At 42.6% G+C, this 25934-nt stretch carries 18 protein-coding genes; 13 read left to right on the top strand and 5 right to left on the bottom strand.

What is annotated here, in order from left to right; genetic code table 11:
• The first annotated feature begins 11 nt into the window (after positions 1-11).
• Positions 12-413 (top strand): hypothetical protein, encoded by a 402-nt coding sequence (locus tag CXF86_RS02150; RefSeq protein ID WP_101090678.1) that lies wholly within the window; start codon positions 12-14, stop codon positions 411-413.
• 123 nt (positions 414-536) lie between these two features.
• On the top strand, positions 537-1154 hold the full coding sequence (locus CXF86_RS02145) for a transglycosylase SLT domain-containing protein (RefSeq protein WP_101090630.1): 618 nt from the start codon (positions 537-539) through the stop codon (positions 1152-1154).
• Between the two features lie 247 nt (positions 1155-1401).
• Here the strand turns inward: CXF86_RS02145 and CXF86_RS02140 are convergent, their stop codons facing one another.
• Complete coding sequence (locus CXF86_RS02140; RefSeq protein WP_101090679.1) at positions 1402-2613, bottom strand: sensor domain-containing diguanylate cyclase; 1212 nt, start codon at positions 2611-2613, stop codon at positions 1402-1404.
• A gap of 612 nt (positions 2614-3225) precedes the next feature.
• Here CXF86_RS02140 and purE point away from each other — a divergent pair.
• From purE to CXF86_RS02125, 3 genes are all read left to right on the top strand, one after another.
• Complete coding sequence (gene purE / locus CXF86_RS02135; RefSeq protein WP_101090631.1) at positions 3226-3729, top strand: 5-(carboxyamino)imidazole ribonucleotide mutase; 504 nt, start codon at positions 3226-3228, stop codon at positions 3727-3729.
• A 319-nt stretch (positions 3730-4048) separates the two neighbouring features.
• Complete coding sequence (locus tag CXF86_RS02130; protein ID WP_101090680.1) at positions 4049-4603, top strand: sigma-70 family RNA polymerase sigma factor; 555 nt, start codon at positions 4049-4051, stop codon at positions 4601-4603.
• Positions 4596-5225, top strand: coding sequence for a hypothetical protein (locus CXF86_RS02125; protein WP_102038243.1), 630 nt, complete (start codon positions 4596-4598; stop codon positions 5223-5225). Before CXF86_RS02130 ends, CXF86_RS02125 begins: the two co-directional genes overlap by 8 nt.
• 63 nt (positions 5226-5288) lie before the next feature.
• Here the strand turns inward: CXF86_RS02125 and CXF86_RS02120 are convergent, their stop codons facing one another.
• Positions 5289-5702 (bottom strand): hypothetical protein, encoded by a 414-nt coding sequence (locus CXF86_RS02120; RefSeq protein WP_101090633.1) that lies wholly within the window; start codon positions 5700-5702, stop codon positions 5289-5291.
• A gap of 243 nt (positions 5703-5945) precedes the next feature.
• Here CXF86_RS02120 and CXF86_RS02115 point away from each other — a divergent pair, with 243 nt between their 5' ends.
• The 6 genes from CXF86_RS02115 to CXF86_RS02090 all read left to right on the top strand — a co-directional run bounded on the left by CXF86_RS02115 (position 5946) and on the right by CXF86_RS02090 (position 18582).
• Positions 5946-9227 carry a S41 family peptidase gene (locus CXF86_RS02115; protein WP_102038242.1) on the top strand — a complete coding sequence of 1094 codons (3282 nt, stop codon included), beginning with the start codon at positions 5946-5948 and terminating at the stop codon, positions 9225-9227.
• 268 nt (positions 9228-9495) lie between these two features.
• Positions 9496-10656: an HlyD family secretion protein gene (locus tag CXF86_RS02110; RefSeq protein WP_101090635.1), complete on the top strand. Its 1161-nt coding sequence runs from the start codon at positions 9496-9498 to the stop codon at positions 10654-10656.
• Complete coding sequence (locus CXF86_RS02105; protein ID WP_102038241.1) at positions 10646-11713, top strand: DUF2955 domain-containing protein; 1068 nt, start codon at positions 10646-10648, stop codon at positions 11711-11713. Before CXF86_RS02110 ends, CXF86_RS02105 begins: the two co-directional genes overlap by 11 nt.
• Before the next feature lie 63 nt (positions 11714-11776).
• Positions 11777-16501 carry a response regulator gene (locus tag CXF86_RS02100; RefSeq protein ID WP_102038240.1) on the top strand — a complete coding sequence of 1575 codons (4725 nt, stop codon included), beginning with the start codon at positions 11777-11779 and terminating at the stop codon, positions 16499-16501.
• Between the two features lie 39 nt (positions 16502-16540).
• Positions 16541-17554, top strand: coding sequence for an HD-GYP domain-containing protein (locus CXF86_RS02095; RefSeq protein ID WP_101090638.1), 1014 nt, complete (start codon positions 16541-16543; stop codon positions 17552-17554).
• Positions 17555-17997: 443 nt separating this feature from the next.
• Complete coding sequence (locus CXF86_RS02090) at positions 17998-18582, top strand: lipid-binding SYLF domain-containing protein (RefSeq protein WP_101090639.1); 585 nt, start codon at positions 17998-18000, stop codon at positions 18580-18582.
• A gap of 60 nt (positions 18583-18642) precedes the next feature.
• Here CXF86_RS02090 and CXF86_RS02085 read toward each other — a convergent pair whose 3' ends face one another.
• The 3 genes from CXF86_RS02085 to CXF86_RS02075 all read right to left on the bottom strand — a co-directional run bounded on the left by CXF86_RS02085 (position 18643) and on the right by CXF86_RS02075 (position 22206).
• Positions 18643-19245 carry a CIA30 family protein gene (locus CXF86_RS02085; protein WP_257985264.1) on the bottom strand — a complete coding sequence of 201 codons (603 nt, stop codon included), beginning with the start codon at positions 19243-19245 and terminating at the stop codon, positions 18643-18645.
• Positions 19246-19516: 271 nt separating this feature from the next.
• Positions 19517-20035, bottom strand: coding sequence for a hypothetical protein (locus CXF86_RS02080; protein WP_102038239.1), 519 nt, complete (start codon positions 20033-20035; stop codon positions 19517-19519).
• 11 nt (positions 20036-20046) lie between these two features.
• On the bottom strand, positions 20047-22206 hold the full coding sequence (locus tag CXF86_RS02075) for an LruC domain-containing protein (RefSeq protein WP_101090641.1): 2160 nt from the start codon (positions 22204-22206) through the stop codon (positions 20047-20049).
• 308 nt (positions 22207-22514) lie between these two features.
• Here CXF86_RS02075 and bshA point away from each other — a divergent pair, with 308 nt between their 5' ends.
• The gene (bshA, locus tag CXF86_RS02070) at positions 22515-23678 is read left to right on the top strand and encodes an N-acetyl-alpha-D-glucosaminyl L-malate synthase BshA (RefSeq protein WP_232775136.1); all 1164 of its coding nucleotides are present in this window, start codon (positions 22515-22517) and stop codon (positions 23676-23678) included.
• 15 nt (positions 23679-23693) lie between these two features.
• Positions 23694-25925: a cation:dicarboxylate symporter family transporter gene (locus tag CXF86_RS02065; RefSeq protein ID WP_101090642.1), complete on the top strand. Its 2232-nt coding sequence runs from the start codon at positions 23694-23696 to the stop codon at positions 25923-25925.
• Positions 25926-25934 lie beyond the last annotated feature (9 nt).

Below are 25934 nucleotides of genomic sequence, written 5' to 3'. Positions count from 1 at the left end.
TTAACGCCTCTATGTTGGTATTACTGCTATCTGGCTGCGCATCGCAACTTGATAGCAGTCATCAGTGTGGCACCGTCTCAAGCTTTTTGGCTCCTGAACCAGAGCTTGGGATCTATCGCGCAGTCGTTACCCACCTCGATGGAAAACCTGTGATTTCTCAGCCTAATTATCGCCTTAGCGTTGGCGAACACCGTTTTACGCTGGCGGAGCTGATTGATTCACCCACTTTAAAAGTATCGCTGGCATCTCGTACCCCAAAAGATTTGATCGTGGTAGTAGAAGCCAATACGCGCTATCACTTAGCCGCTAAGTTTAATAGCGACAAAGTCTATAGAGGTAAGGATAGTGGCTTTTGGCAACCAGAAGTATGGCAACAAGAGTCCTACAATTGTGAGCTTCCTGCGTCGAGATAATGGTCGCAATAATGTATTTCACGGTCTGATTTTTAACACAATTTAATTAAACCCCAATTGCATATTTAAGCTATCAATGTGACACTAGCACTTTGCTATTATTGTCCGTTGGTATCAATTTTTATGAAATGGCCTGCATTACTTGCGACTGTTATCTTGGCAACATTTTTAACTGGTTGCGCAACTCCTCCTCCCAAAGATCCCGAAAATCTATGTTCGATATTTCAAGAGAATCGTTCATGGTATAGCGCCGCCAAAAATACCAGAGAAAAGTGGGGCGTACCTGTGCACGTTCCACTGGCAATGATGTATCAAGAAAGCTCATTTAAACATAATGCCGCGCCGCCAATGGAGTATTTTTTAGGTTTCATACCGACAGGTAGAGCGAGTGACGCCTATGGTTATGCTCAGGCTAAAACCATGACTTGGGATGACTATGTGAGAGAGACGGGTAACTCTTGGTCAAGCCGCAGTGATTTTGATGATGCCATGGATTTCATGGGTTGGTTTATTTATAAGACCAATAAAATTAACGGGGTGTCTAAGTGGGACGCGCGTAATCAATATCTAAATTATCATGAAGGCTGGGGCGGCTATAAGCGTAAAACTTATAACCAAAAAGCCTGGTTAATTAAAGTCGCTAAAAAAGTCGACGATCGCTCTAAGCGTTATGCGGGTCAGTATAGACAATGCGAAGAGGATCTTGACTCATCTTGGTTGTGGCGATTGTTTTTTGGGTAGATAAACAGGTTCCAAATTAATTGATGTTGTCTAGTCCTAAAATTAGGTTGACACCCTTACCGGTAATATTAACGACAGTATTGAGGGACAACAAACTTCAACTTCGAGTATTAACGATCGAGCATGTGAAATGTCCAGACTTAGCCAAGATGTTCATAGCAGTTTAAAGACGATTACTGAGTAAGCAAGAGAGCAAGAAGCGACCTCAGCAACGTTAGAGACAATACTAAAACGGATTTGCGTGTCGCTATTTTTTGCCCCGTTTATTACGGTACATCGCCTCATCTGCGGCCTTTAAGGTTTTATTCCACTGGCCGTTATATTGCTCAACCCCATAACTAAACGAGACAGCGCCTTGTTCACTGAGGTCATCCTCTATTGCAATGATCTCGCTTTCTATACGTTCTAATGGACCATGGCAAAGGGCGATAAACTCATCTCCACCGTAACGGGCGACTAACTGCTTTTGGTGCCACTGAGCTTTCAGTACACGGCTTACTTTCTGCAGTGCGGCATCGCCGGCTTGATGTCCGTGGTGATCATTAATTGTCTTTAGATTATCGATATCGATTAATACTAAATAACTGCCAAAATGGGGCTTTAAGGTCCATTCTTTAGCGAGGGCTTCAAAGCGCTGACGATTATATAAACCGGTTAAACTATCAAAGTTAGCTAGCGTATTGATTTTGTGTGTTTTTTGGTAAAGAGATATCGCGTTCGCCGCCTCATGAGTCAATATAGCGACCAGATTTCGGTCATAATGACTAAAGGCTTTTACTTTACCGCTGTCTAAATTTAGCATTGCGTAAAGCTTACCATCGATATGAATTGGGCTTGATAGTGTTGAGCGTATTGGTATTGAGGGGGCCTCAAGCAAGACATCTTGATCTGAAGAGCTTAGCGAACTGTGAGCATTAATGGCTTCCATGTCGTCAATGACCACCACTCGGTCACATTTACCTTTTGTTATCCGATATTCGAAAGATTGTTCCAAATGGATATTGAGCTTTCTCAGCTTGTTAATATCAATGCCCACAGCAGACTCAAATGATAAGGAACCAGAATCAGGTTCAACCCGAATGATTGTTCCCATTTCGGCACCGTCAATACAGCTAACGGCCTTATTGAGTAACGCGTTCAGAAAGGCGGTTTCATCTTGATATTGGTTAGCAATATTAACTAACTCAAAGGTGGTCTCATTGACATGAACTACCTGCTGTAGGTGCTCCCATAGTCGACTGAGTCGTCCTTGATGGAAATAGTAATTCAGGCTGTAACCGAATAAATAGATAATACTTATCAGGAGTAAATTTGCGACAGAACTTTGATTTGCGCTAATACTAAAGAAAATAATCCAACAGATAAAAAGCAAGAGTAAAGGCACGCCGAGTAAAGCTAGATGTGTCTTAAAATCCAGCGCATCAATTTTCTTCTTTTTTAAACTATCCTTGATGGGCAACATGAATATCCTATTCTATTTGTTCAAACCATTTGTTTGTTGCATCCAAAACATGAAAAGACTCTAACCAAAGGCACTCAGATTAAAAATACTGTTACTAAAAGTTACTTTAGCTAAATCAATCATAACTAACTTAAATAATAGGCAAAAAAAACATCTCAAACAAGCGAATTTAGTGAAAGAAATGATCTTGCATAATAAAAATTGGTGGACAGCGTATTAAGTCAGTTTAACAAAACGGTTCGATTGAAGAACCGTCATATTTCGAGCGATTAGAGTCAATATATGCGTAAACCCTTGATTGACCTATTTGCCTCATCATGGCTTCGTCGCCTCTACAAAATGATACATTATCAGCCTGTTTGATGAGCTTGAGATGAATAAACCTAATTGTATAGCTCGTTGCAAGCGCATTAGCAGCGTAAAATTAACGGCTCTGTCGCTATCGTAATAATTTGTTATACATATGTACTAATAAGTTATTTGCAGTCCATTCAAAGCTTAGGGATAATTACGGCATTGGCTTTGGGGGAAGCCTGTTTACTCTTTGCACTTATTATCATTATAATGCGCGCAAATATAATAATGTACCGCCCTACGGAAGGATTAAAAATGAGCAAACCATTTGTTGCAGTATTAATGGGGTCTGATTCTGACCTGCCTACAATGCAATCGACTTTAGATGTACTAAAGACTTTTAACATTACGTTTGAAGCTAAAGTGACCTCGGCGCATCGTACACCTGCGGCGACTCATGCTTACGTGACTGACGCTGAAGCGCGTGGATGTAAAGTATTTATTTGTGCAGCAGGCCTTGCAGCACATCTAGCGGGTGCCGTTGCTGGTATCACTACTCGCCCTGTGATTGGTGTTCCAATTGATTGTGGTCCACTACAAGGCCATGATGCACTTTTATCAACAGTGATGATGCCTGGTGGCGTGCCAGTGGCAACAGTTGCTATTGGCAGCGCTGGCGCTAAAAATGCGGGTTATCTTGCAGCGCAAATGTTAGCCGTCGCCGATGATGCACTTGCTGTCGCAGTGAAAGAAGAGCGTGCTAAGTCAGCTGAAGCGGTTCAAGCTAAAGATGCAGCGCTACAAGCAAAGCTTGCTTAAACAACGCTAATCACATCAAACCGCAGTCATGTTACTGCGGTTTTTTTATGTATGTAACACCCGCTGTAAACCTCCTCAATTAATCTGACTCTATCTTTTATGCGCGTTTATCATTTACTGCATTGGCAGTATTGTCCCGTCATTTGCCAGAGAGCAACACTGACCTTGCTTGGGCAATATATTTCCGTATGTGTGCTATAGACAAATAACCTGCGCCGATGCAGACTTACTGTATAAGATATTTGGTAAGGACCTTGGTGTGTTACAGCCCACTCACACAGTAGAACAACCTTTAGATGCTGATCCTGATCAAGCGTTAATGTTGCAATATGCAGACGGTAATACTCGCGCTTTCGAATTGCTATATAACAAACATAAAGCGCCGTTATATCGCTATTTTGTACGACAGATTTACGACAACCAACTTGCGGAAGACCTGTACCAAGAAACGTGGAGTCGGGTAATTAAAGCCGCCTCTGCCTATGAGGCTAAAGCAAAGTTTACGACCTGGTTATACCGTATTGCCCATAACCTAATTATTGATCATGTCAGAGCTAAAAAGCCTGAGAGTAGTTTCAGTGATGTTTATGATACTGAACAAGATCCTGATGCAATGCTAGCCAGTGCCATTGACACGCCAGAGCAACAATTACAGCAGCAGAAGAAGGCTCAGCTGCTCAAAAATTGTGTTAAAGATCTGCCCCATGTTCAAAAAGAAGCGTTTCTACTCAATATTGAAATGGGCTTTACCGCAGCCACGATTGCCGATATTGCCGGCGCGACACTTGAAGCAACTAAGAGTCGTCTCCGTTATGCCCAAAAAGGCCTTAAGGCCTGTGTCGACTTAAAGTGGCAAGAGGTGGAATATGATTAACGATAATGATGACAACATTCGCAAAGAGGTGCATGCGCTTTATCAAAAGATAGCGCAAGAACAGCCGCCGAAAGAACTTGATCAAGCTATTTTAAATTTGTCTGTTACCAATGTAAAACCTAAGTTAAACAGCCAATCGTTTTGGCGTCAGCATCGCTGGTCTCTATCATCTGCAGCTTCAGTGCTTATGGTCGTCACTCTATTTGTGATTAATCCACCCATACCGACGGGTGATATCAGTGATGAGGCGATACCCTCATTAATGATGACTCCGCAAGGCAGTCCAGCTCCTGCGTTGATGAGAATGGCGTCTCCAAATCAAGCGTTAGAGGTTGATATATCGCCTGAAGATAACGTTAAAAAGGCGGTGAAAACTCCGTTAATGCAGCAATCAAATAGCCTTGATGATAATCAAGATGCTGTAAGGGTGGAGGCGGTAGATCAACAACTGCTCACTAGCCTTAATAAGGTATCTGAGTTAATGAGTCAAAAAGACTATGCTCAGGCAGAGCGTGATTTACAGCAGATAAAGAGTGACTATGCGGCGACGTTGTTGGTTAATGCTCCGTTAAATCAACGCTTCAATGAATTAGAGACACTGCTCAAGCTACAGCAGAAATAACAAATACACCCAAAATAAAGTGCCTGCTTATCGAGTAGGCACTTTATTATTTAACGAATCGTATTAACTCTTAAACCAATCCCAAATGCCTAAAGAGCTGTTTTCAAACAGATCGATCCCCAAAGCAGACTTGAGTAAGTAAAGTAACAGTAGTCCAAAGACCATTGAGATAACAATAAATGACACCACTGAAAGGGCAAAAATCAGCACGGATAGTTGTTTCTCTTTTCTGTTTAACGCTCGCTTGTTCCTGCCTAGCAGGAATACGTAGAAAAAACGCCAACCAATAAAGGGAAAATAAAAAGTGCCTCGATGATCAATAAAGTGCTTTTGCCACTGATTATCGACAAGCGCGAACCTGAAATAGACAAGCTGTGCCTCAGTATAACTATTAGCATATCTGCTAGGCATATTCAGTAATGCCTTATTAACGCGTGGATCATCCCGCAATGAAGGGCGTTGATAGTCTGAGACCATTTATACCTCGTTGAATATGTTAATTATTAAAGCCTTTCACAGCAAAAAAATCACTAAGCTGATTAAGCGTAGTTGAAAGTGGGCAATAGCAAAAGCCTACAACATATCAGTGAGTTAAATACAAAACACATTTGCTAATAATTCTTTGTTGTTATTTTACTGAAGCGTAGCTAAAAGTTTGCTATTTTGTTTGGCTTGGATTGCTCTCAATTAATAAAAATAACAATAGGATGGCTTCTTTAGATGAAACTTCGTCACTCACTTGCCTGTTGCATGTTAGCCCTTGGTACTATCAATATAGCTCCTACATTTGCCTCTGATGCTAGCGATAAAGCCGGTTATTTTCGTTCGCCAGCGTTAAATCAGCAAACCTTAGTCTTTACAGCTGAAGGCGACCTTTGGACTAAAGGTCTTGGAGAGTCAAAAGCGAGGCGCTTAACCAGTTTACCGGCTGAAGAATTAGGTGCGACAATATCTCGCGATGGCAAGTTTGTTGCGTACGTTGCTAACTATGAAGGTTCGTCTGAAGTCTATGTTATTGCCATTGAAGGGGGGCAAGCCAAGCGCGTTAGTTTCGAAAACTCTCGTGTGAGAGTGCAAGGCTGGACGAGTGATGGCAAAGTGCTTTATGCCACTGATAATGCCTTTGGTCCCGCCAATTACTGGGTATTACGGACGGTTGATCCCTTGAGTTTAGTGACCACTGACTTACCGCTAGCAGATGCGATAGAAGGTGTTATTGACGAGCAAAACGAGTATGTGTATTTCACTCGTTTTGGCCTACAAACCACAGGCGACAACGCTAAGGTTTATCGAGGCGGCGCTAAAGGAGAGCTTTGGCGTTTTAAATTAGGCGAGAAGCAAGAAGCGCAGCAGCTCGCAGCGACACATGATGGCTCAGTTAGACAACCTATGTTGTGGCAATCTCGCTTGTATTTTATCAGCGATAGCGACGGTAATGACAATATCTGGTCTATGTCAATCGATGGCAAAGATCTGCAGCAACACACGCATTATAAAGAGTGGCAGGTAAGAAGTGCCAAACTCAACGAAGGCCGCATTGTATTCCAACAAGGTGCCGATATTAAGTTATTTGATATCGAGGCAAATAAAGAGATCGCGGTTGATATAGAGCTTACCTCTGACTTTGCCTATAAGCGTGAGCATTGGGTCACTGAGCCGATGAAGTACGCAACTTCGACAAGGTTTACACCGCAAGGTGATAAAGTGGTTATCACTGCTCGCAGCCATGTGGTTGTCGCGTCAACGGACGGTCAAAGGCTCGTTGAAATTGCCCTGCCAGGAGATAGCCGGATCCGCAATGCGCTCATGAGCAAAGATGGTAAGTGGGTTTATGGTATTAGTGATATTAGCGGCGAGCAGGAGATCTGGCAGTTTGCCGCAAATGGCAGCGATAAGCGTAAACAGTTAACCAAAAATGGCAAAGCACTGCGCATGGATCTGCATCTGTCGCCAAATGGACGTTATTTGGCACACGATGATTATGATGGCAATGTTTGGCTGTTAGATTTAAAAAAGTCTCGAAACCAAAAGATCATTACTCAAGGTGAAGGCTTAGGCCCATATGCAGATATTGTTTGGTCCGCTGACAGCCAGTTTATGGCTTTAACCAAAGCTGAATTAGGTAAAGCGCGTCCACAGATCGTACTTTATTCGCTTAAAAAGGATAAAGCTCAATCGATCACTACCGATAAATATGAGTCGTTTTCACCTAGCTTTAGTAAAGACGGAGATTGGCTATACTTCCTTTCAAACCGTAAGTTTGTGTCCACCCCTAGTTCGCCTTGGGGCGATAGAAATTTGGGACCAATGTTTAACAAACGTACGCAGATTTTTGCTATTGCACTCAACAGCAAGGCTCGTTTTGCATTTCAAAAGCCTAATGAGCTATTGAGTGAGCCTAAAAAAGATAGCGACGACAAGGCTGAAACGCAGGTTGATTGGGATGGTTTGTCTTCAAGGTTATGGCAAGTACCAGTGCCTGCGGGAAATTATTCCTCACTGCAATTGAGCGAAGATAAACTGTACTTACTGGACAAAGACGTGAGTAGCCGTAAATCATCGTTGAAAGTGGTTAAGTTTGCCGCTTTAGGCCCTAAGGTAGAAACATTTTCTAAAGATGTAGGCTCATATACATTATCTGTCGACAGTAAAAAACTGTTTATCCGCAAGCAATCAAAGCAAGGGAAGGAGATGTTGATTGTTGATGCGGGTGACAAACTGCCAAAAGAGCTCGACCACACCAAAGTGCAGACGCAAAACTGGCAGTTAGCAATACAACCTGCAGCAGAATGGCAGCAAATTTTTGAGGATGCGTGGTTAATGCATCGAGATTCGTTCTACGACAAAAAGATGCGCGGTGTTGATTGGCAGCAAACCAAGCTTAAATACCAACCCTTAGTTGACCGCTTAACTGATCGTCATGAACTCAATGATATCTTTAAAATGATGATGGGAGAGTTGAACTCTCTGCACTCACAAGTGCGCGGCGGTGATTTTGCAAAAGATCCTAAAAAGGCCAGATCGGCTAGCTTAGGTGCCCGTTTAGAGCAGACTAAAGCCGGTGTGGTTATTGAGCATATTTACCAAGGCGATCCAGAGATACCATCACAAGCTGCGCCGTTAAATAAGATGGGTGTAGACGCAAAAGTGGGCGATGTGATTTTAGCTATTAATGGTAAGACCTTAAATAATATTGCTGATGTGACTCGCCTTATTCGCAATCAAAGCGCAAAGCAGGTGCTGTTGTTACTTAAACGTGGCAATAAAACACACCAAACTATCGTTAAACCTATCAGCGCATCTGCCAACGCCAAATTCAGATATCTAGATTGGGTGACTCATAACAGTAGCGCTGTAAATGATGCGAGCGATGGCAAAATTGGTTACCTGCATCTTTACGCTATGGGCAGTGGTGATATCGCCAGCTTCGCGCGTGAATTCTACGCCAATTATGATAAAGATGGATTGATTATCGATGTTCGCCGTAATCGAGGTGGCAATATTGATAGTTGGATAATTGAAAAACTACTTAGACGGACATGGGCATTTTGGGCGCCGACCCACGGCACACCATCAGGTAACATGCAGCAAACCTTTAATGGCCAATTAGTGGTGTTAACCGATCAACTGACCTATTCAGATGGTGAAACCTTCTCAGCAGGGGTAAAAGCGTTGGGTATTGCACCACTTATCGGGAAGCAAACCGCAGGTGCTGGAGTATGGTTGTCTGGGAGAAATTCATTAACAGATAAAGGCATGGCACGTGTTGCCGAGTATCCGCAATATGCAATGGACGGTAGTTGGATTATTGAAGGTCGTGGCGTGAGTCCAGACATCGAAGTCGATAACCTGCCATACGCCACGTTTACTGGCAAAGATGCCCAGCTTGAAAAGGCGATGGATTACTTACAGCAAGCGTTAAAGAAACAACCCAAAGTCAATTTTGTGCCGAACGTCTTACCGGTTAAAGGTATGGCTGAGGACGTAAAACAAGCTCACTAATTTTAGTCTGCCGTATCTATCATATTTAAGTGTTTCGAGCGTTATTGACCAAGTAGTTCCCAGGTTGATAACGCTCTTTTTTTTGCAAGGCAACTCCCTCCTAATCAATGCATTCTTTAAGTTGTTAAGTACCATCGCCCTATCGAAGCGAGTTTATTTAAGAAAGATATTGAGTTTTATGCATTTTTAACACTAAACTGGTTAAAAACAAGCCCGCGTTAGTGGCTCTTTTTGGCGTATAAAGCACCGATTATGCATAGGGATTAATATGACGGAACAAAAGGCTACGGCTGAAGAACAGGCGCTACAGACTGAAAGCTCGCAGGCCGAAAATGCACCGATAGAAAGCAGTCAACCCGTTGAGCAAAAGAGCAATAAAATTCGTAAAGCGACCAATATCATTTTAATTATTGTTAGTTTTCTGTTTGTATTTCATTTAATTGCAGACCGCTTTATTCCTTCAACAGATTTAGGCCGTATTCGTGGCTATGTCGTCCCTATTAGCCCACAGGTTTCGGGTGAGATTATAGAAATTTTGGCTACACCTAATACCTTTATTAAGGCGGGTGATGTACTGGCAAAGATTGACACTACTGATTATGAAATTGCACTAGAACAAGCTGAGCAGTCTTTGAAGAAGGCGGGCCAGAATGTTGGGGCACAAACGGCAAACGTTGCAGCAGCGCAAGCGAAAGTGACCAATGCTCAGGCGAATTATACAAATGCAAAAGTGCAGTCAAAGCGAATTTTTACCATGGTCGAAAAGCAAGTCATGTCACAAGCGGATGCTGACAATGCTCGAGCGGAATTAACCAAAGCGGAGGCGGGCGTGGCCAGTGCAAAGGCAGACTTAGCAAAGGCTAAGGAACGCTTAGGCGCCGAAGGCGAAAATAATACCAATGTTAAATCTGCGCTGCTTAGCTTAGAAAAAGCCCAACTCAATTTACAACGCACTTCCATTACCGCGCCTACCGATGGTGTTGCCTCTAACTTCAGATTGAAAGAGGGGATATATGCTAACGCTGGCCAGCCAATAATGACTTTTATCTCTTCAGAAGATGTTTGGATTGAAGCTTATTTTAGAGAAAATAGTTTGGGTAATATTTCCGCTGGTGATGAAGTTGAGTTCGCTTTGGATTATGCGCCAGGGGAAGTTTTTAAAGCCACGGTGGGTAGCATTGATTACGGTATTGATTGGGGACAAAGTGAAGAGACAGGCAAGCTCGCACAGATCTCTGGTCAAACGGGCTGGCTCAGACAATCGCAACGATTTCCAGTCACTATCGTATTATCAAAAGAGGAAGCTGTTGGGTTACGCCGAGTGGGTGGCCAAGCTGATGTGATTGTTTACACAAAAGATAACTCATTGATTAACCTATTTGGCCGCGCTTGGATCCGAGTGTCAAGTTGGTTCTCTTATGTCAGATAGTGTCCGCGAGCAGGCGCTTATAGCTGCTGCTAATAAGGAAGCACTCGACGAGGCTATTTATACGCGTAGAGTGCTTAGGTTTACCCTCGGAATTGGTCTTGCTGTGGCCATTTCATCGATCTGGGCTTGGCCGTTAGCGTTTATCGTGCCGGTTTTCGTTGCCAAATTTTTGGTTGATAGAAAAGAGCCAACAGTGCAAACCGTCTATGAACTACTGATCTCGATGATCTGTACCATCGCTATTGCTTGGTTGGTGAGTTTTGGCCCGACGCAATATCCTGCGGTATTACTGCCCTTACTCGCAATGATGATGCTTTGGGCTTATTACCTCTTTAGCAACCCCAAGTGGAATTTCTTTGCGACGATTTTTATCGTAGCAACGCTACTATTACCTTACCTTGGTTTATTGCAGCCTGGCGCATCGCTGATGGTGGGCGTTGGATTGAGTTTTTCTGGGGTCGTTGCGGTTAGCATCTTTGCACTGCTGCACGTTCTACTGCCGGATCTTTCTCCTGAGAGGGAGTCGTTGGCAGGGGCTGAACAAAGTCATGATGAACGTACTCATGAAGCGTTTCGAGCGCTGATTTTGGCCTTCCCAGTGATCTGTTTTTTCTATTTTTTAGAGATCTCAGGAGCGTTACTGACCATGATTTTTATTGCGATCCTGTCATTGCAGGCGGCAGGTGCGAAGAGCATTAAAGTCAGTTTGTTTTTACTGGTGACTAACGGTATCGGCGGAGCGCTGGCGATTGTTTTTTATAACTTATTGACGATAGTGCCAGAGTTGCCATTCTACATAGGTATGTCGATGCTTGCGGCGCTGATCTTCGGCCAGAAAATATACGCAGATCCCGCTAAAGCACCATTGTTTGCGGGAATTCTTTCTGCATTATTGGTGGTGGTAGGTTCTACCGTGTCCTCTACAGACAAAGATGTTGCGGTCAATTTCTATCTTAGAATATTGCAACTTTTCTTTGTTGGTGTGTACATGGTATTTGCCTCTTTCTACTTAGAATCAAGAGATTGGAAATTCTTAAACAAGAGAAATAGTCTCTAATAATGAGTCTTTATTAATTAAATAATGGCTTGAGTCGTGCTAGCGTAAAGGAGTCTATAGGTAATGGAAAATGTCTTTATCGGTATCACCCTATTAGGCTTATTTATTCTACTCCTTGGGCTATTTTTGCAGCTCAAACGTGCTGTAAATCAAGATATTTCAATCTTTTTCAAGCTAAGAAAAAACCGTATATTTGCTGGCCTTTCACTGCTGGTATTCACCCTCATTCTGCAGTTAGTCGGTGCTATAGGATTATCTATTACCTATGATCATGAGGTTAATAAAAGTGGTGAGGCGCTAAGAACATTAACGAAAACCACAGATGTTGCCTTAAGTTCCTGGGTGAAAGGCTGGGAGTCTCGCATCACCGCAGTGTCGAGCAACCCGCTACTACAAAACCGAACCTTAGAGTTAATTACAGAGTCTGAAGCTTATGACAGCTTAATTGAAAGCGATAATCTAATATGGTCGCGAGAAGCCTATGAAAGATATAGCAAATCTTTCGGCTCTTTAGGATTTTTCATCACCTCTTTAGAGGGGATTAATCTGTCATCAAAAAGAGATGAAAACATAGCCAAAAAAAATATTGTTGCGCGCAAAGTGCCAAAAATATTTGCCCGTGCAGTCGCGGGAGAAACGGTCATTACAGCACCAATACGTTCTGAAGTCATACTGACAAATCCGTATGGTATTGAGCAGGCACAAACGCCTACCATGTTCGTTCTGAGCCCAATTCGAGACGCTAAAGGCAAAGTATTGGCTGTGTTAATGTTGCGCATTGATCCTTATATTGAGTTTGCCAAGCTAGCCGAAAGTGCAGGGGTTGGCAAAACTGGCGAGTCCTATTTCGTGTCGCAAGAAGGTTACATATTATCTCATAGCCGTTTTGAAAAAGAACTTCAATCGCTTGGTTTAGTGCAACCTGGGCAGATGTCCGTATTAAACCTTAGAGTGACCAATCCTGGAAAAATACTTACGCCTGAGAGGCCTGCAAGCGCTGAGCATAATGATAAACCGTTAACTTATAGCGCTAATCAGTTAAGTATTCGCATGGATGGTCACAACTACAAAGGCTATCAAGATTACCGTGGCAAAGAGGTTATTGGCGCTTGGCATTGGGATAGCCGCTATGGTTTTGGTGTTATCACCGAAATGGATTTAGATGAAGCCGCAAGTAACTACTTCTTCTTTAAAAACATCATCATTGGGATTATGTCGGCGATTGTATTGCTGTGCGTGTTGCTGTCATTTGGTGGGGTAAAGATAGGTCGATTGGTACATGACAGGTTGCAGGTCGATAATGAAAATCTTGAGCGCCAGATTAATCTCAGAACCAAGGAGCTTAAAGATAGGGAAGAGGCCTTGTGGGATCTTTACGAAAATTCGGTGGTGGCCTATGCCTCTGTGGGTCCTAGCGGCAATTTTATAAAACATAACCGGCAATTTTCTCTATTGGCAGGCATTGAAAGAGAAGAGTTTAGTCGCCTAAATTGGCGCGATATTGCAACAGAAGAAAACCGTCTAATTGATGATGTTTATCAGCAAGCGTTAAAGGGCATTAACACCCAAGATACCCGTGTACAACTGTATGATGCTAATGAAAAGGTGATGTTTGTTTCAATATCAACCGATCTTGCTTTTGATAGTGAAAGAAAAGTGACTGAGGTTCGTTTCTCATTATTGGATATTAGCGAGCAGGAAAATGTCCGGTTAGAAATGTTAGAAAATCAGCAGCAATACCAGGTGTTACTGGAAAATATTCAAGGCGTGGTATACCGCTATAAAATTAATATCGCCGACGGCATTGATTACAAACTGGAGTACCTAAGTCCAAATGTTGAAGTCGTTACTGGCTACCGAGATAGTGATTTCCTCGGCGAGAATCCACGGTTAAGCTTTGCAGACATGGTTGTTAAAGAAGATATGATACTGCTTAGAAAAGCGCTAGATAAAGCATATAAAACACACAGTTTTGTGACTCGAGATGTGCGTATTATTACCGCGTCAGATGAGCTTCGCTTTCTACAGATTAAAGCCCAATTTGTCCAGGATACCGTAGATAACGCTTGTTATTTTGATGGTACTATCTTTGATATTACCGAACAAAAACTTGCTGAAAATAGATTACATCTATCTGAAGACAAGCTCACGGTGGCAGCGGAAAGTGCGCGGATGGGGATGTGGGACTACTACCCGAAAGACAACAAAGTGGTCATTAATCGTATGTATGCCAATATGCTTGGTTATGATGTACAGGATCTTTGTATTGATGACGACCAATGGTCAGCGCTGACTAATGGTGAGCAGACATGGCTGCAGTTAATACACTCAGATGACAAGGCACTCGTCGTTGATCATTTAAGAGCACAGACTCAGTCGAACCCACAGATCTTGAAACGTGAATTTAGAATGCGCAGAAAAGATGGTAGTTATGACTGGATAATGAGCATTGGCCAAGTTCATCACTATACCGAAGATGGATATGCTGGCCGAATTAGTGGCGTGCATCTTAATATTAACGAGTCGAAAGAGCTGCAGAGGGAGTTAGCCTCGGCCATTGAAAAAGCGGATGATGCCAACCGGGCTAAGGGAGATTTCTTAGCGAATATGAGTCATGAAATTCGTACTCCAATGAATGCGATTATTGGTATGACACATCTTGCTTTAAAAACGGAGCTGACGCGTCAACAGTACAACTATATCGATAAATCACATCGCTCAGCCCAATCACTGCTTGGGATCATTAACGATATTCTCGATTTCTCTAAAATTGAAGCGGGTAAACTGGACCTTGAAACCATTAATTTCAGACTAGAAGATGTACTCGATGACATTATTAATTTGATCGGGATTAAGGCGGCCGAAAAAGAGTTAGAGCTACTATTTGATATTGACCCGACTATCCCGGCAATGTTGAAAGGAGACCCGCTCCGGTTAGCGCAGATACTGACCAACCTCGCGAATAATGCCGTTAAGTTCACCGAACATGGTAGCGTCATTCTTGCGGTCAATACTGAATCACTGACAGATGATGAGATCACCCTTAAATTCTCAGTCACTGACAGTGGTATTGGCATGACGCTTGAGCAACAACAGGACCTTTTTAAACCATTTTCACAAGCTGATGCGTCAACCACCAGAAAATATGGTGGTACTGGATTGGGGCTTGCGATATGTAAAAACCTAGCAGATTTGATGGGAGGTGAAATTGGCGTTTCCAGCGAGTTAGATATCGGCAGTCGTTTCTATTTTGAATGTGCATTCCCAATTATCGAACATCATGACACCGCGCCGATTTATCAAGGGAATTTGGAAGATGTTCGAGTGTTACTCGTTGAAGATAACGCCAGTTCTCGAGAGATTTTATTAGCGATGTTGTCAACGTTAAAAGTGCAAGTTGATTACGCTAAAGATGGTATTGAAGCCGTTGAAATGCTTAAAGCGAGTGAAGCGTCACCTTACCAACTTGCTTTGCTTGATTGGAAAATGCCCAAGCTTGATGGCATTGAGGTTGCTCGATTTATAGAGCAGCTTCCAGCGTCGATAACGCCCCATGTGGTGATGGTGACAGCCTACGGCAAAGAGGAGCTATTGCTGGATGCTGCAAATGTGACGATTGACGCAGTGCTGACTAAGCCAGTAACGCAGTCAACGTTATGGGATGCACTACTACCCGCTTTAGGTTTTGCGCCGCGAAAACAGACTCGCTTAAGCCAAAGGCAAACACGGGTGGATATCGCCTTGGCTCAACTCGCTGGAGCCAAGTTATTGGTTGCTGAAGATAACGACTTAAATCAGGAACTGATTGTTGAGTTGCTAACCAGTAATGGTATTAGCTCTGTACTGGCAAACGATGGTCAAGAAGCGCTCGATTTCCTCGCGAAAGAGGAATTTGATGGCGTGTTGATGGATTGCCAAATGCCAATAATGGACGGGTATACTGCCACTCGACATATTCGCGCACAAGCGCAGTTTGAACATTTGCCGGTGCTCGCCATGACGGCGAATGCGATGGCAGGTGACAGAGAAAAAGCGCTCGATGCAGGTATGAATGATCACATTCCCAAGCCACTTAATGTCGATGAGTTGTTCGTTACCATTGCGAAATGGGTAACGCCTAAAAATCCGGCGTTGTTGCACGGACATGTTCCAAATGAAGCGGATAACGAGGTGGATTTTGGTCTGTTTAAACATATCGATACGCAGCTCGGTTTAAGTCGTACTCAGGATAAAAGTCGTCTATACAAAAAGCTGTTGCATAAATTTGTTAGCGGGCAACAGGATTTTTCAGCGCAGGTTAATGCCAGTTTATCTGCTAATGACTCGGTGACCACGGCGAGGCTTGTTCATACATTAAAAAGCGTGTCGGGGGCGATTGGTGCGCTAAAGTTGACTAAACTTGCAGAGAGCTTAGAGCAAGATTCAGAGCATGCACAGGATAAAGCATCTGATATCACCGCTAGCGAAACTTATCCATTATTAGTGGAGGAACTTGCGCTAGTCTGTAGCGAAATAACAGTGCGGTTAGCGGAGTCGGTAGTGGTTGATATTGCCACTCAGTTTGATGCTGGAAAAGCGGCAGAGGTTCTGAATAAACTTATCGATATGCTCAACGATTTTGATATAGCAGCCACAGAACTGATCGCTGAACAACGCTCAATTTTGGCGTCTAAGCCACTATTAAACTTGTTTAAAAAATTAGAGAAACAGTTAGATGATTATGAGTTTGATGAGGCATTAAAAGTGGCAATACAGATGCAAACTCTTGTTGCTAACGAGATGAGCTGAACTGAACTCTTAGATTTTTAACGATATAGGAAGGATGTGATGGAACTACAAACCTTACTCGTCGTCGATGATACACCGGCTAACATTGATGTTTTAGCGGGTATGTTAAAGGATGATTATCATGTAAAAGTGGCTAAAAGTGGCGAGATAGCACTTAAAATCGCTAATAAGTCACCTTTGGATTTGATATTACTCGATATTATGATGCCAGGCATTGATGGTTTTGAGGTGTGCAGACGCCTTAAAAACGATCATACCACCCGCCATATTCCTATCATTTTTGTTACCGCAAAAATCACCGCTGAGGATGAATTAAGAGGGTTGGAACTGGGCGCTGTTGATTACATCACTAAGCCATTTAACCCACCGATAGTGATGCAAAGAGTACGCACTCAGTTAGCGCTTTTTAACCAAAGTAGAGAGTTAGCCATTAAGGTTAAACAAAAGACTGCGGAGCTTGCCGATACGCAATTAAAAGTCATTCAAAAGTTAGGACGAGCAGCTGAATACAAAGATAATGAAACAGGTATGCACGTCATTAGAATGAGTCATTACACCCATATATTGGCTAAAGCCGCAGGAATGTGTGAAGCCGATGCTGATATGTTAATGGCAGCGGCGCCGATGCACGATATTGGTAAAATAGGTATCAATGATGCGATATTACGTAAGCCTGGCAAGCTGACGGATGAAGAGTTTATTGAGATGAAAAAGCATGCTCAAATTGGGGCTGAGATCATCGGTGACAATGAATCAGAACTGTTACAAATGGCCAAGATAGTGGCCATTAGCCACCATGAAAAATGGAACGGTGCAGGTTATCCAAACGGATTAAAAGGGGAGAATATTCCTCGTATAGGTCGTATCGTGGCGATTGCAGATGTGTTTGATGCGCTTACTAGCGAGCGACCTTATAAGCGAGCATGGACAGTACAAGATGCGGTATCGTTACTGCAACAAGAAGCCGGTGAGCATTTCGATCCACAATTAGTGCCATTATTTATCGAGCATATTGATGAAGTGACAGAGATTATGGAATCCTTTAAAGATTAAGGGTCACTATCCACTTAGGTATCTCAGTTTACTGGCTAGCAATCATTACTTAAGCGTTCAGTCGTTATGGGTAATGCTTTTTAAATGCTGAGAGTTGCAATCGTAAATTGACGATAAAATAGCAGCTGTTTATAAAAGTAGTTCTAATGAATAAAAGTGCATTTTTAGTGAGGATGTGCTTATTTTTAAATATCCCATCAATTTTACCGTATAGCGCCACAACCAGCAGCATTACTGAGTTGTAAGGTTACCAATGCAGTTGCGCCTAAGATGTTAGTTAAAGTGATTCAACATTGGTTAAGCAAGAGAGTGATATATAGTCGAATCAATAACTTGATTCTTGTGCTATAGCTTATATACCTGAATCCAAGTTTTTAGCTGATGTCACTTTTTATGCGCGTGCGAGTTTGTACGCTCTTTTGTTTTACCAAAAGGATAAAACTATGTTCCAACTGAATAAACTTAAGCTTGCGGCAATTCTAGTTCCAGCGGTACTTGTAGGTTGCGCAACGGGAAACACTCCCGATGATAAAAAGATGAATGCTCGTGAAGAGACTCAAGCTGCATTACAAGAGATCTATAAGGAGCACCCAGAAGCCAAGTCAGCAGTCGCTGAGTCAGTCGGTTATGTTGTTTGTACTGGAAGTAATACTTATCTATTTGCACTGTCTACCGGTGGTGGCGTTTGCGTTTTACATGAGGGAGGCAAAAAATCCTATTATCGATTTGCAACCGGTGGCGTTGGCGCAGGCATTGGTTGGAAGCAACTCGCATTCGTTCAAGCTTTCATGAATAAGGAGCCTTTGACACGTTATAAAGAGTCCGGTTATGAAGGTCAAGCACAGGCTGAAGCCAGTGCTAAGTATGATGAAAGTGGCGATCAAGCATCGGCAAATCAATCTGTCGATATCTCAGGAGTCAAAACCTACCAAGTTAACTTAATGGGCGCAGCGGCACAGGCGACGGTCCAAGGTTATAAATATTGGGAAACAGACTTTACTGATGATTTCATTGAGAAAGAAAAGTAAGCGGGTTTAACATGAGAATGCCAGGTTAACAACCTGGCTTTTTTGCTTTAAAGAGATGGCTTATTCCACTTCAAGAGCTTTAAATGAAAGCGAGAATTTACCGGGCTGCTTATCAGCGAGTAAAAAACCTACCTGCTTAATATTGTCCAGTCTTAGATTCGGAGCACTAATCGTTCGTCCTCTAAACACCGCTACAAACTCTTTTGCGTGAAAGCTCAATGCTAGCCATTGGTTTTTTTCTGTTTTAAAGGGGCGTGTGTAAGCGATAGAATCCCTTTTATCATCAGTGCGAAGTCGCAGCTGATACTCTCTTCCATCACCTTTTACTCGTATTTTTATCTGTTGTACTTCTGGCGGCAACGGACTCGATAAACTCGCTCGAGTAGAGGCAAATCCACCATTACGCTCTAGCGATAAATCACCACTAAAAGTGGCTATATCACCATCATTAATGATTGAGCTTGTCGATATCCCGCCCATAACAGAATCATTAATGATGTTCCATTTATCAGCGGTTTCTAGGACGAGTGGCTTGGCGTAACTGATTAAACTCATGGTTAGACTGCCTATTAGTAATGCAATATTGGCTGCAGAGTATCGTTTTGTTTTGGCGCTTAAAAACATCTTAATATAGCCGATTAAGCTAGGTATTAATCTAGGCATAAAAATCTCATGCTGAAGGCTTTATTAGCAATACGTTGAAGCCGCCCATTTGGATGACTCAATGAGCAGCGATATGAGTCAAATTCAAGGTTTGTTATTTTTGTAAACTTGAACTCGAATTGCATAATGCGAAGCTAGCGTTTTAGTATTGCCTAATATTCAGGGCTGTAATATAAAATCCAGTTAAGCTTTGTGAGATAACCTAAGGCAAAAAATTACAGCGATGCATGGTGTTGCACATCGCTGTAAAAGTGGCTGTTACCGGGAGGTGTTAGTTCATGGTGAGTACTTGTTCCTCGTTATCGGCCATATAACTCCACTCCTGATATTGTGGATTTTGACCTTCATAGAACCAGATAACTGCAATTAATTGACTCTCATGATTAGCAATTTTTAGCTGTTTACTGATCTTACCGTCGCTCAGTGGGCCTCTAAATAGGCAGGAGTCGAAGTTAACTGTATAGCTTCCTGCTTGATTCTGATAATCATCACAGAGTGAAAAATAGCCACGACTTTGATTACTTTTATCTACGTTGATGGTTAGCATATAAGCAGCCTGCATTACGTTGTCGGCATCGACTACTAAGTCATCTAGTGACGTTGGATCTGGTGCTGGTTCTGGATCTGGTGTCACCGGTGGCGTTATTGTTATTGGTGTTGGCGTCACCGCCACAGGTGCAGGTGTTGGGCTATCACCATCACCGCCGCCACCGCATGCAGTAAGAGTAATAAAGGAGAATGCGACTAGACTGCTTGGCATTGAGATAAATTTTATAAGTTGAGTTTTCATGACATTCTCCATTAATCGTTAAAGATCAGTGCTTGATTAGCATTTTCATACCAAGTTGGATTGGTGGTACCCGTGTTGTCGGCGGCAAAATCAACAAACTCGGTATAAGCGTTGTCTAAGCGTTGATTTTCTTTTGGGTGCTTCCAGGTGACAGGTATTTCAATTGCCCAAGCCATGCCATTTTTATTCTGGAAGTATTGACCAGCGCTAGGGTCGGAAGCATCTTCTCTGTAACCAAAGTAATTGCTGGAGAACTTATCTGTAGGGGCTTGGTTTTTCAGATGAACCTCCAGTTGACGACCAGGATTTGCTCCCACTGCATTTTTAGCCGCAGAGCCATGATCGGTATTTGGCGTGGCAAAGATGAATGGGTCATAAGGGAATGCTGGAATGACACTCTCAGACACAGGGCTGTCAAATGGGATATCAAGTGACCATGTGGTTCTGAAAGCACTCTCACAGCCTGTTTCGGTGCGTAGAAATTCGCAGCCTTGTTCAAGCGTGACGTAATCAGATAAATCTTGAGTGAAGATAAAAACTGCGTTGGTTTGCCCGGTCTCTAACGGCGAACTATCTTGTGCAATGTCATCAATAGTCCAATTAATTAAAGACTCTTTAATTTTATTGCGACCAACGCCAGGCAGATGCACACCAAATCCATTGTGGTAAGCGGCTCCCATTGCAGCCAGTTGCGCTTTGAAGCCGATACGTCGCACTTTATTGTCTTTAACATATTCAATAATACGCAGCTGTACCACTACGTCATTCATATCGAAGTCACCTTGATCTGGGTACAGATCCTCATAAGCGAGGGTGGTATAAGTTGACGATGAAGGGTAGTAGTTGATGGTAACGCCTGTTTCAGTGAGAGTAACGGCGTAGTCTTCAACTTCGCCATCTCCGACTCCGCCTGTTGCAGTGATATCTTGTTGGGTACTTAAACGAAAACGTGCCCAAGTGGGTCCCTCTTTAGCCCAAGTGGGTACTTCAATACTGATAGTATTGATACCGTTATCGAGCGGTTCGCCCAAAATGATCTGTTCTTCTAAATCAAAAGCGCCATTTTGGTTCCAGTCAAACCAAGCGTTGAGGTAACCGTCTCCACCTTTTGCTGTAACCAATAATATGGCGCTTTCACCAAGCTCAAAACCTGTTGGCATTGAAACGCCGTCCTCATCATCAGAGCTGTCGCTGGCATCATCAGATAAAGGGGAGACATATCCGTCGGATTCATTATCCACTGAGGCACCGAGGTATAGGCTGTCTGACATTGCGTGTCGGGCACCGTTTGATGCCAGCAGTGTCCCGTATGAATCAGGTGCATCCCCAAAATCGACTGACTCGCCAACGGTAACTTCGGCTAAAGCACATCGTGCGCCATCATTACTAGAAGAGGCGGGTCCATAAGCAAATAGCACAGCACTAGGAGATGCTTCTTCTACGTTAACTTTGTAGATATTACCGTTGCTGTTATTACTGACATATAAGTTGCCATCAGGATCAAAAAATTGTGCGCCAAATATAAAGTTACCTGAATTAGAGGTGATGACTGGGCCTAAATCGGTAGCTTCTGCGGTAGTCGTATCGATGCGAAGTAGCTTACCCGTAGAGCCATTGCTAATACTGTAGGCGTAGCCATCAGTAGGGTGAAAGGCTAAATCGGTAATATTATAATTGGCAAAATTCTTACTGCCGGGAATGATTGTCATGTTGTAACTGGCAGGGTTATCGAGTGGGATTTTAAACATCCCTTTACCTTTACGGTATCCATACCAAATGTTTTCAGTCACCGCAACGTCACCAACATAAAAATTACCTGCCGCTGCGGCGGATGCATCTTTAATAACATTAAGAGCAGCAATTTGATAATCATCGCCAGCTCGGCCCAGTGTCGCATTTGAATAATCCCAACCGTAAATATAGTTATCATGATAGTTAAAACCGACACCGTTGTAGCCGCTACCTGTGCCCATATCGTCTGACAATACGGTGTAGCTACCCGTGGCTAAGTTTACGCCGTAGCTTTTTGGAGTATTTGATTGTTTTTGAATGACAAAAGCTTCTGTTGGACAAGCGCTAAATGGCTCAGACGCATTAACATTCGCTGATATAAGAAGGCTCAGAATTAAAGGTGAACTGCAGCTAGATGAAATAGATTTGGATATTTTCATAATGCTTCTCTCGCTGTAACGTTATCAAAGTAAATTGAATAGAGCATAAGCCGTGCCAATAATTAAAATCATTATTTATCAACATCTTATGTGTTTTTTGTTTTGTTTTAAGAACTCTTATTCGCATTTTGCAAATAGAGATGACAGCTACGGGTGGGATAAAAGGGGCTAATATCTACGGATTCATGTGAATAATGGTCGAAGAGAGGGCGTATATTTTTCATACTACTTGGCTTAACTCTATATCAATGCTAAGTTTTATCGGTACGTAACATTTTATTAACTATTGTTTAGGTGGTAGTAAATTTATGTCGAAATTGCGCATAGGGATTGTGTGCCACCCCAGCATCGGTGGCTCAGGTTTAGTTGCAACGGAATTGGGTCTTGGCTTGGCAAAGCTTGGCCATGAAGTTCATTTTATTTCCAGTGTCAGACCATTCAAGCTGATTGAAGATTCTCAACGATTATTTTTTCATTCTGTCGAAGCTATTAACTATCCGCTTTTTTCTGATCCTTTATATACCTTTGCTTTAACTGCAAAAATAGTCGAAGTTGCAGAGCAATATCAACTGGATGTTGTTCATGCTCACTACTCAATCCCGCATTCGTTATGTGCGTATCTCGCCTGTGAGATAAGTACCCACAAATTTTCTACCGTCACCACTATTCACGGCACCGATGTCACTATTGTTGGTCAAGACAAACCACTTTACCCGTTGAATAAATTTAGTATTCATAAAAGCACTAAAGTGACCACGGTTTCAGTTTATCAACGAAACTATATTTATAGCCATTTTGAAAAAGACAAAACAATAGAAGTGATTCATAACTTCATTGATCTAGCTGTTTTCACCCCAACAAGTGCCGACATTAATATCCGCCGACAAATGGCAATGGATGACGAAAAAGTGGTGATGCATGTCTCTAATTTTAGGGCGCTTAAAAATACCGATACCGTCGTTAGGGCATTTTACTTGCTACTTAGAAAGGTAAATGCTCGTTTAGTCCTACTTGGAAGCGGGCCTTATATCGATAAGATTAAAGAGCAGTGTGAAAAACTAGATATTTTGCAGCACGTCACCTTCATGGGATCGGTTACGCATGTGGAGTCATTTCTCCCCAATGCTGATTGCATGATCCAACCAAGCTATAGAGAGTCATTTAGCATGGTATTACTTGAAGCGATGGCCTGTGAAGTACCAACCGTCAGCAGCAATGTTGATGGGGTCCCGGAAGTCGTAGAGGAAGGCGTCAGCGGCTTTATGTTTGATCCGGATGATGCATTAGGGATGGCGAAAGCAATGGAAGGGATCTTGAGCGACCCTGATAAGCAGCAAGAGATGGGGCAAGCCGGTCGCCGTCGAGCAAGAGCATTATTTAGCCCTGCACAAAAAATTGGTCAATACGTGGAATGCTATTACGACGCAATTGCTGAAGATGACATTGTGCCTCTTCAAGTAAGCATCAAATAAAAGGACAGGCTGATTATGGTCGATAAAACAACGGTAGCCGATAAACAGGATGATAGCGAGCTCGCAACATCGGTGATAGAAAAACCTAAAAAAAAGATGAGCATGTCGACATTGGTTTTACTGTCATTTGCGGCCGGGATCGCTTCAGGGCTGTTCTTTGGTGAGATGCTTGCGTGGATGTCTGTTATTGGTGATGCGTTTATCAAGCTGCTTCAAATGACGATTATCCCCTATATCATCGTTTCACTTATCTCCAGTTTAGGCAGTTTAACCATGGTCCAAGCAAAGTCGCTGGGCGTTAAAGTGGGTAAGCTGATGTTGGTGATCTGGTTGTTTGGTTTACTAACCATGTACCTGATAAAATATACTTTTCCTGACTGGCAAGCGGGTGAGTTCTTCAGTTTAACAGCGCTAGAAGATCCAAATTCGATTAACCTATTAGATATCTATATTCCCTCAAATCCGTTTTTCTCGCTGTCTAATAGTTATATCCCTGCGATAGTATTGTTCTGTGTTGCAACCGGTATTGCACTTATCTCAATAGACAAGAAAGATTCCTTGATGAGACCAATGCAACTGCTTGGTGAGGCATTTAATAAGGTCACTCAAAGCATTGTAAAACTGATGCCGATTGGTATTTTTGCCATGACTGCTGCCACGGCAGGAACCATGGACTTTGAGGAGTTTCAAAAGCTGCAAGTGTATTTTGTGGCTCATGTGGTGATGACAATAATTTTAACCTATTGGGTATTGCCAGCGATTTTAGCGACGATTACCCCTTTCTCGTACCGAGACATTACTGGCATTGCCAAAGATGCCATGATTACCGCTTTCGCTGCAGGTAATATTTTTATTGTTATCCCACTGCTTATCCAGCGAACTAAGGAATTGTTTCATAAATATAATATTGGTAATCAACAAACAGATGACTATGCCAATATTATTATCCCTGTAGTCTTTAGTTTTCCTAATCTGGGTAAGTTATTGACCATTGTTTTTGTGCTGTTTGCCGCTTGGTTTTCAGGTGAAGATATTGATTTTTTAACTTATGTACCTATGTCGATAAATGGCCTAATTAGTCTATTTGGTAGTGTATATTTAACCATTCCAATGCTGCTCGATTCACTTGAGCTGTCATCGGATTTATTTCAGCTTTATATGGTGTCGAGCTTATTTACTAGCCGCTTTACCTCATTGCTAGCGGCGATGAATATATTCATTCTTGCCGTGGGTGGTACCGCGATGCTGGTCGGCATTGCAAAAGTCAGCATGGCAAGATTAATTATGTATAGCGCATTAACACCAGTGGTATTCGGCGTCAGCTTATTAGCGTCTAGCTGGCTACTCAGTAGTATCGTTAATACTGAATACAACATGGATGAAGTGGTGGCTCAGATGAGCGCAGCAGAGAAGGTTCCCGATCAGGTCACCGCCTTTAGATGGGACGAATTGGCACAAGCAACGGGCCCAAGAGACTTAGAAGCGATAAGAGAAAGTGGCATATTAAGAGTCGGATATAACCCCATCCAAGTCCCATTTTCTTTTTATAATGCGCAAGATCAACTCGTCGGATTTGATGTTGAATTAATGAAAAAGCTGGCGGCGGAAATGGAAGTCAAAATTGCGTTTGTGCCTTATACCTTTGGTAACGTATTGAGTGCCATCAATAAAGGTCAGTTCGATATTGCCATTTCAGGGCTGCAAATGACCACGAAGCGGATAGAGTTCGTCGGTTTTACCACTCCAGTGCTAAATCTTCATTACTCATTTGTGGTGAAAGATCATCGAGCCGATGAATTTAAAACCGATAAAATGTTGCGCCAGGCGGGCACGATTAAAATAGCGTCGGTAGGCAGCTATTCTATTATTCCTCAGCTTGAAGAGAAGTTTCCCAACTTTGAGTTTGAAATGATTCAATCTGACCGTTTGTTCTTTGAAGATGATGGCAAAACATGGGATGGGTTAATGATCAGCCTTGAAGCGGGTAAGACCTGGACTATTTTGTACCCAGAATACACCACGCTTTATAATCGAGAAGAGATTAAGTCATTCCCCGCATCGTATGCGGTCGCAAGAGACAATGCTTCGTTGCAAACATTCCTCAATAGTTGGCTTGAGATCCAAAAATCATCCGGTTATGTCGATACTCTCTACAACTATTGGATTTTGGGTGAAAACGCTAAACCCCAAACAGCCCGTTGGTCAGTCATTAAGGATGTATTGCATTGGGTTGAGGCCGATAAATAATGAACAGCG

The organism is Shewanella sp. GutCb, from assembly GCF_002836135.1.
GTDB lineage: Bacteria > Pseudomonadota > Gammaproteobacteria > Enterobacterales > Shewanellaceae > Shewanella.
Note: the sequence above shows the minus strand (reverse complement) of the source record. Positions and strands in the feature narration are given on the sequence as shown.

What these genes read in the sequence shown, in the direction of transcription:
- CXF86_RS02150 (WP_101090678.1), top strand. Translation starts at nt 12, where the DNA reads ATGTTGGTATTACTGCTATCTGGCTGCGCATCGCAACTTGATAGCAGT.
- CXF86_RS02145 (WP_101090630.1), top strand. Translation starts at nt 537, where the DNA reads ATGAAATGGCCTGCATTACTTGCGACTGTTATCTTGGCAACATTTTTA.
- purE (WP_101090631.1), top strand. Translation starts at nt 3,226, where the DNA reads ATGAGCAAACCATTTGTTGCAGTATTAATGGGGTCTGATTCTGACCTG.
- CXF86_RS02130 (WP_101090680.1), top strand. Translation starts at nt 4,049, where the DNA reads ATGTTGCAATATGCAGACGGTAATACTCGCGCTTTCGAATTGCTATAT.
- CXF86_RS02125 (WP_102038243.1), top strand. Translation starts at nt 4,596, where the DNA reads ATGATTAACGATAATGATGACAACATTCGCAAAGAGGTGCATGCGCTT.
- CXF86_RS02120 (WP_101090633.1), bottom strand. Translation starts at nt 5,702, where the DNA reads ATGGTCTCAGACTATCAACGCCCTTCATTGCGGGATGATCCACGCGTT.
- CXF86_RS02115 (WP_102038242.1), top strand. Translation starts at nt 5,946, where the DNA reads ATGAAACTTCGTCACTCACTTGCCTGTTGCATGTTAGCCCTTGGTACT.
- CXF86_RS02110 (WP_101090635.1), top strand. Translation starts at nt 9,496, where the DNA reads ATGACGGAACAAAAGGCTACGGCTGAAGAACAGGCGCTACAGACTGAA.
- CXF86_RS02105 (WP_102038241.1), top strand. Translation starts at nt 10,646, where the DNA reads ATGTCAGATAGTGTCCGCGAGCAGGCGCTTATAGCTGCTGCTAATAAG.
- CXF86_RS02100 (WP_102038240.1), top strand. Translation starts at nt 11,777, where the DNA reads ATGGAAAATGTCTTTATCGGTATCACCCTATTAGGCTTATTTATTCTA.
- CXF86_RS02095 (WP_101090638.1), top strand. Translation starts at nt 16,541, where the DNA reads ATGGAACTACAAACCTTACTCGTCGTCGATGATACACCGGCTAACATT.
- CXF86_RS02090 (WP_101090639.1), top strand. Translation starts at nt 17,998, where the DNA reads ATGTTCCAACTGAATAAACTTAAGCTTGCGGCAATTCTAGTTCCAGCG.
- CXF86_RS02085 (WP_257985264.1), bottom strand. Translation starts at nt 19,245, where the DNA reads ATGCCTAGATTAATACCTAGCTTAATCGGCTATATTAAGATGTTTTTA.
- CXF86_RS02080 (WP_102038239.1), bottom strand. Translation starts at nt 20,035, where the DNA reads ATGAAAACTCAACTTATAAAATTTATCTCAATGCCAAGCAGTCTAGTC.
- CXF86_RS02075 (WP_101090641.1), bottom strand. Translation starts at nt 22,206, where the DNA reads ATGAAAATATCCAAATCTATTTCATCTAGCTGCAGTTCACCTTTAATT.
- bshA (WP_232775136.1), top strand. Translation starts at nt 22,515, where the DNA reads ATGTCGAAATTGCGCATAGGGATTGTGTGCCACCCCAGCATCGGTGGC.
- CXF86_RS02065 (WP_101090642.1), top strand. Translation starts at nt 23,694, where the DNA reads ATGGTCGATAAAACAACGGTAGCCGATAAACAGGATGATAGCGAGCTC.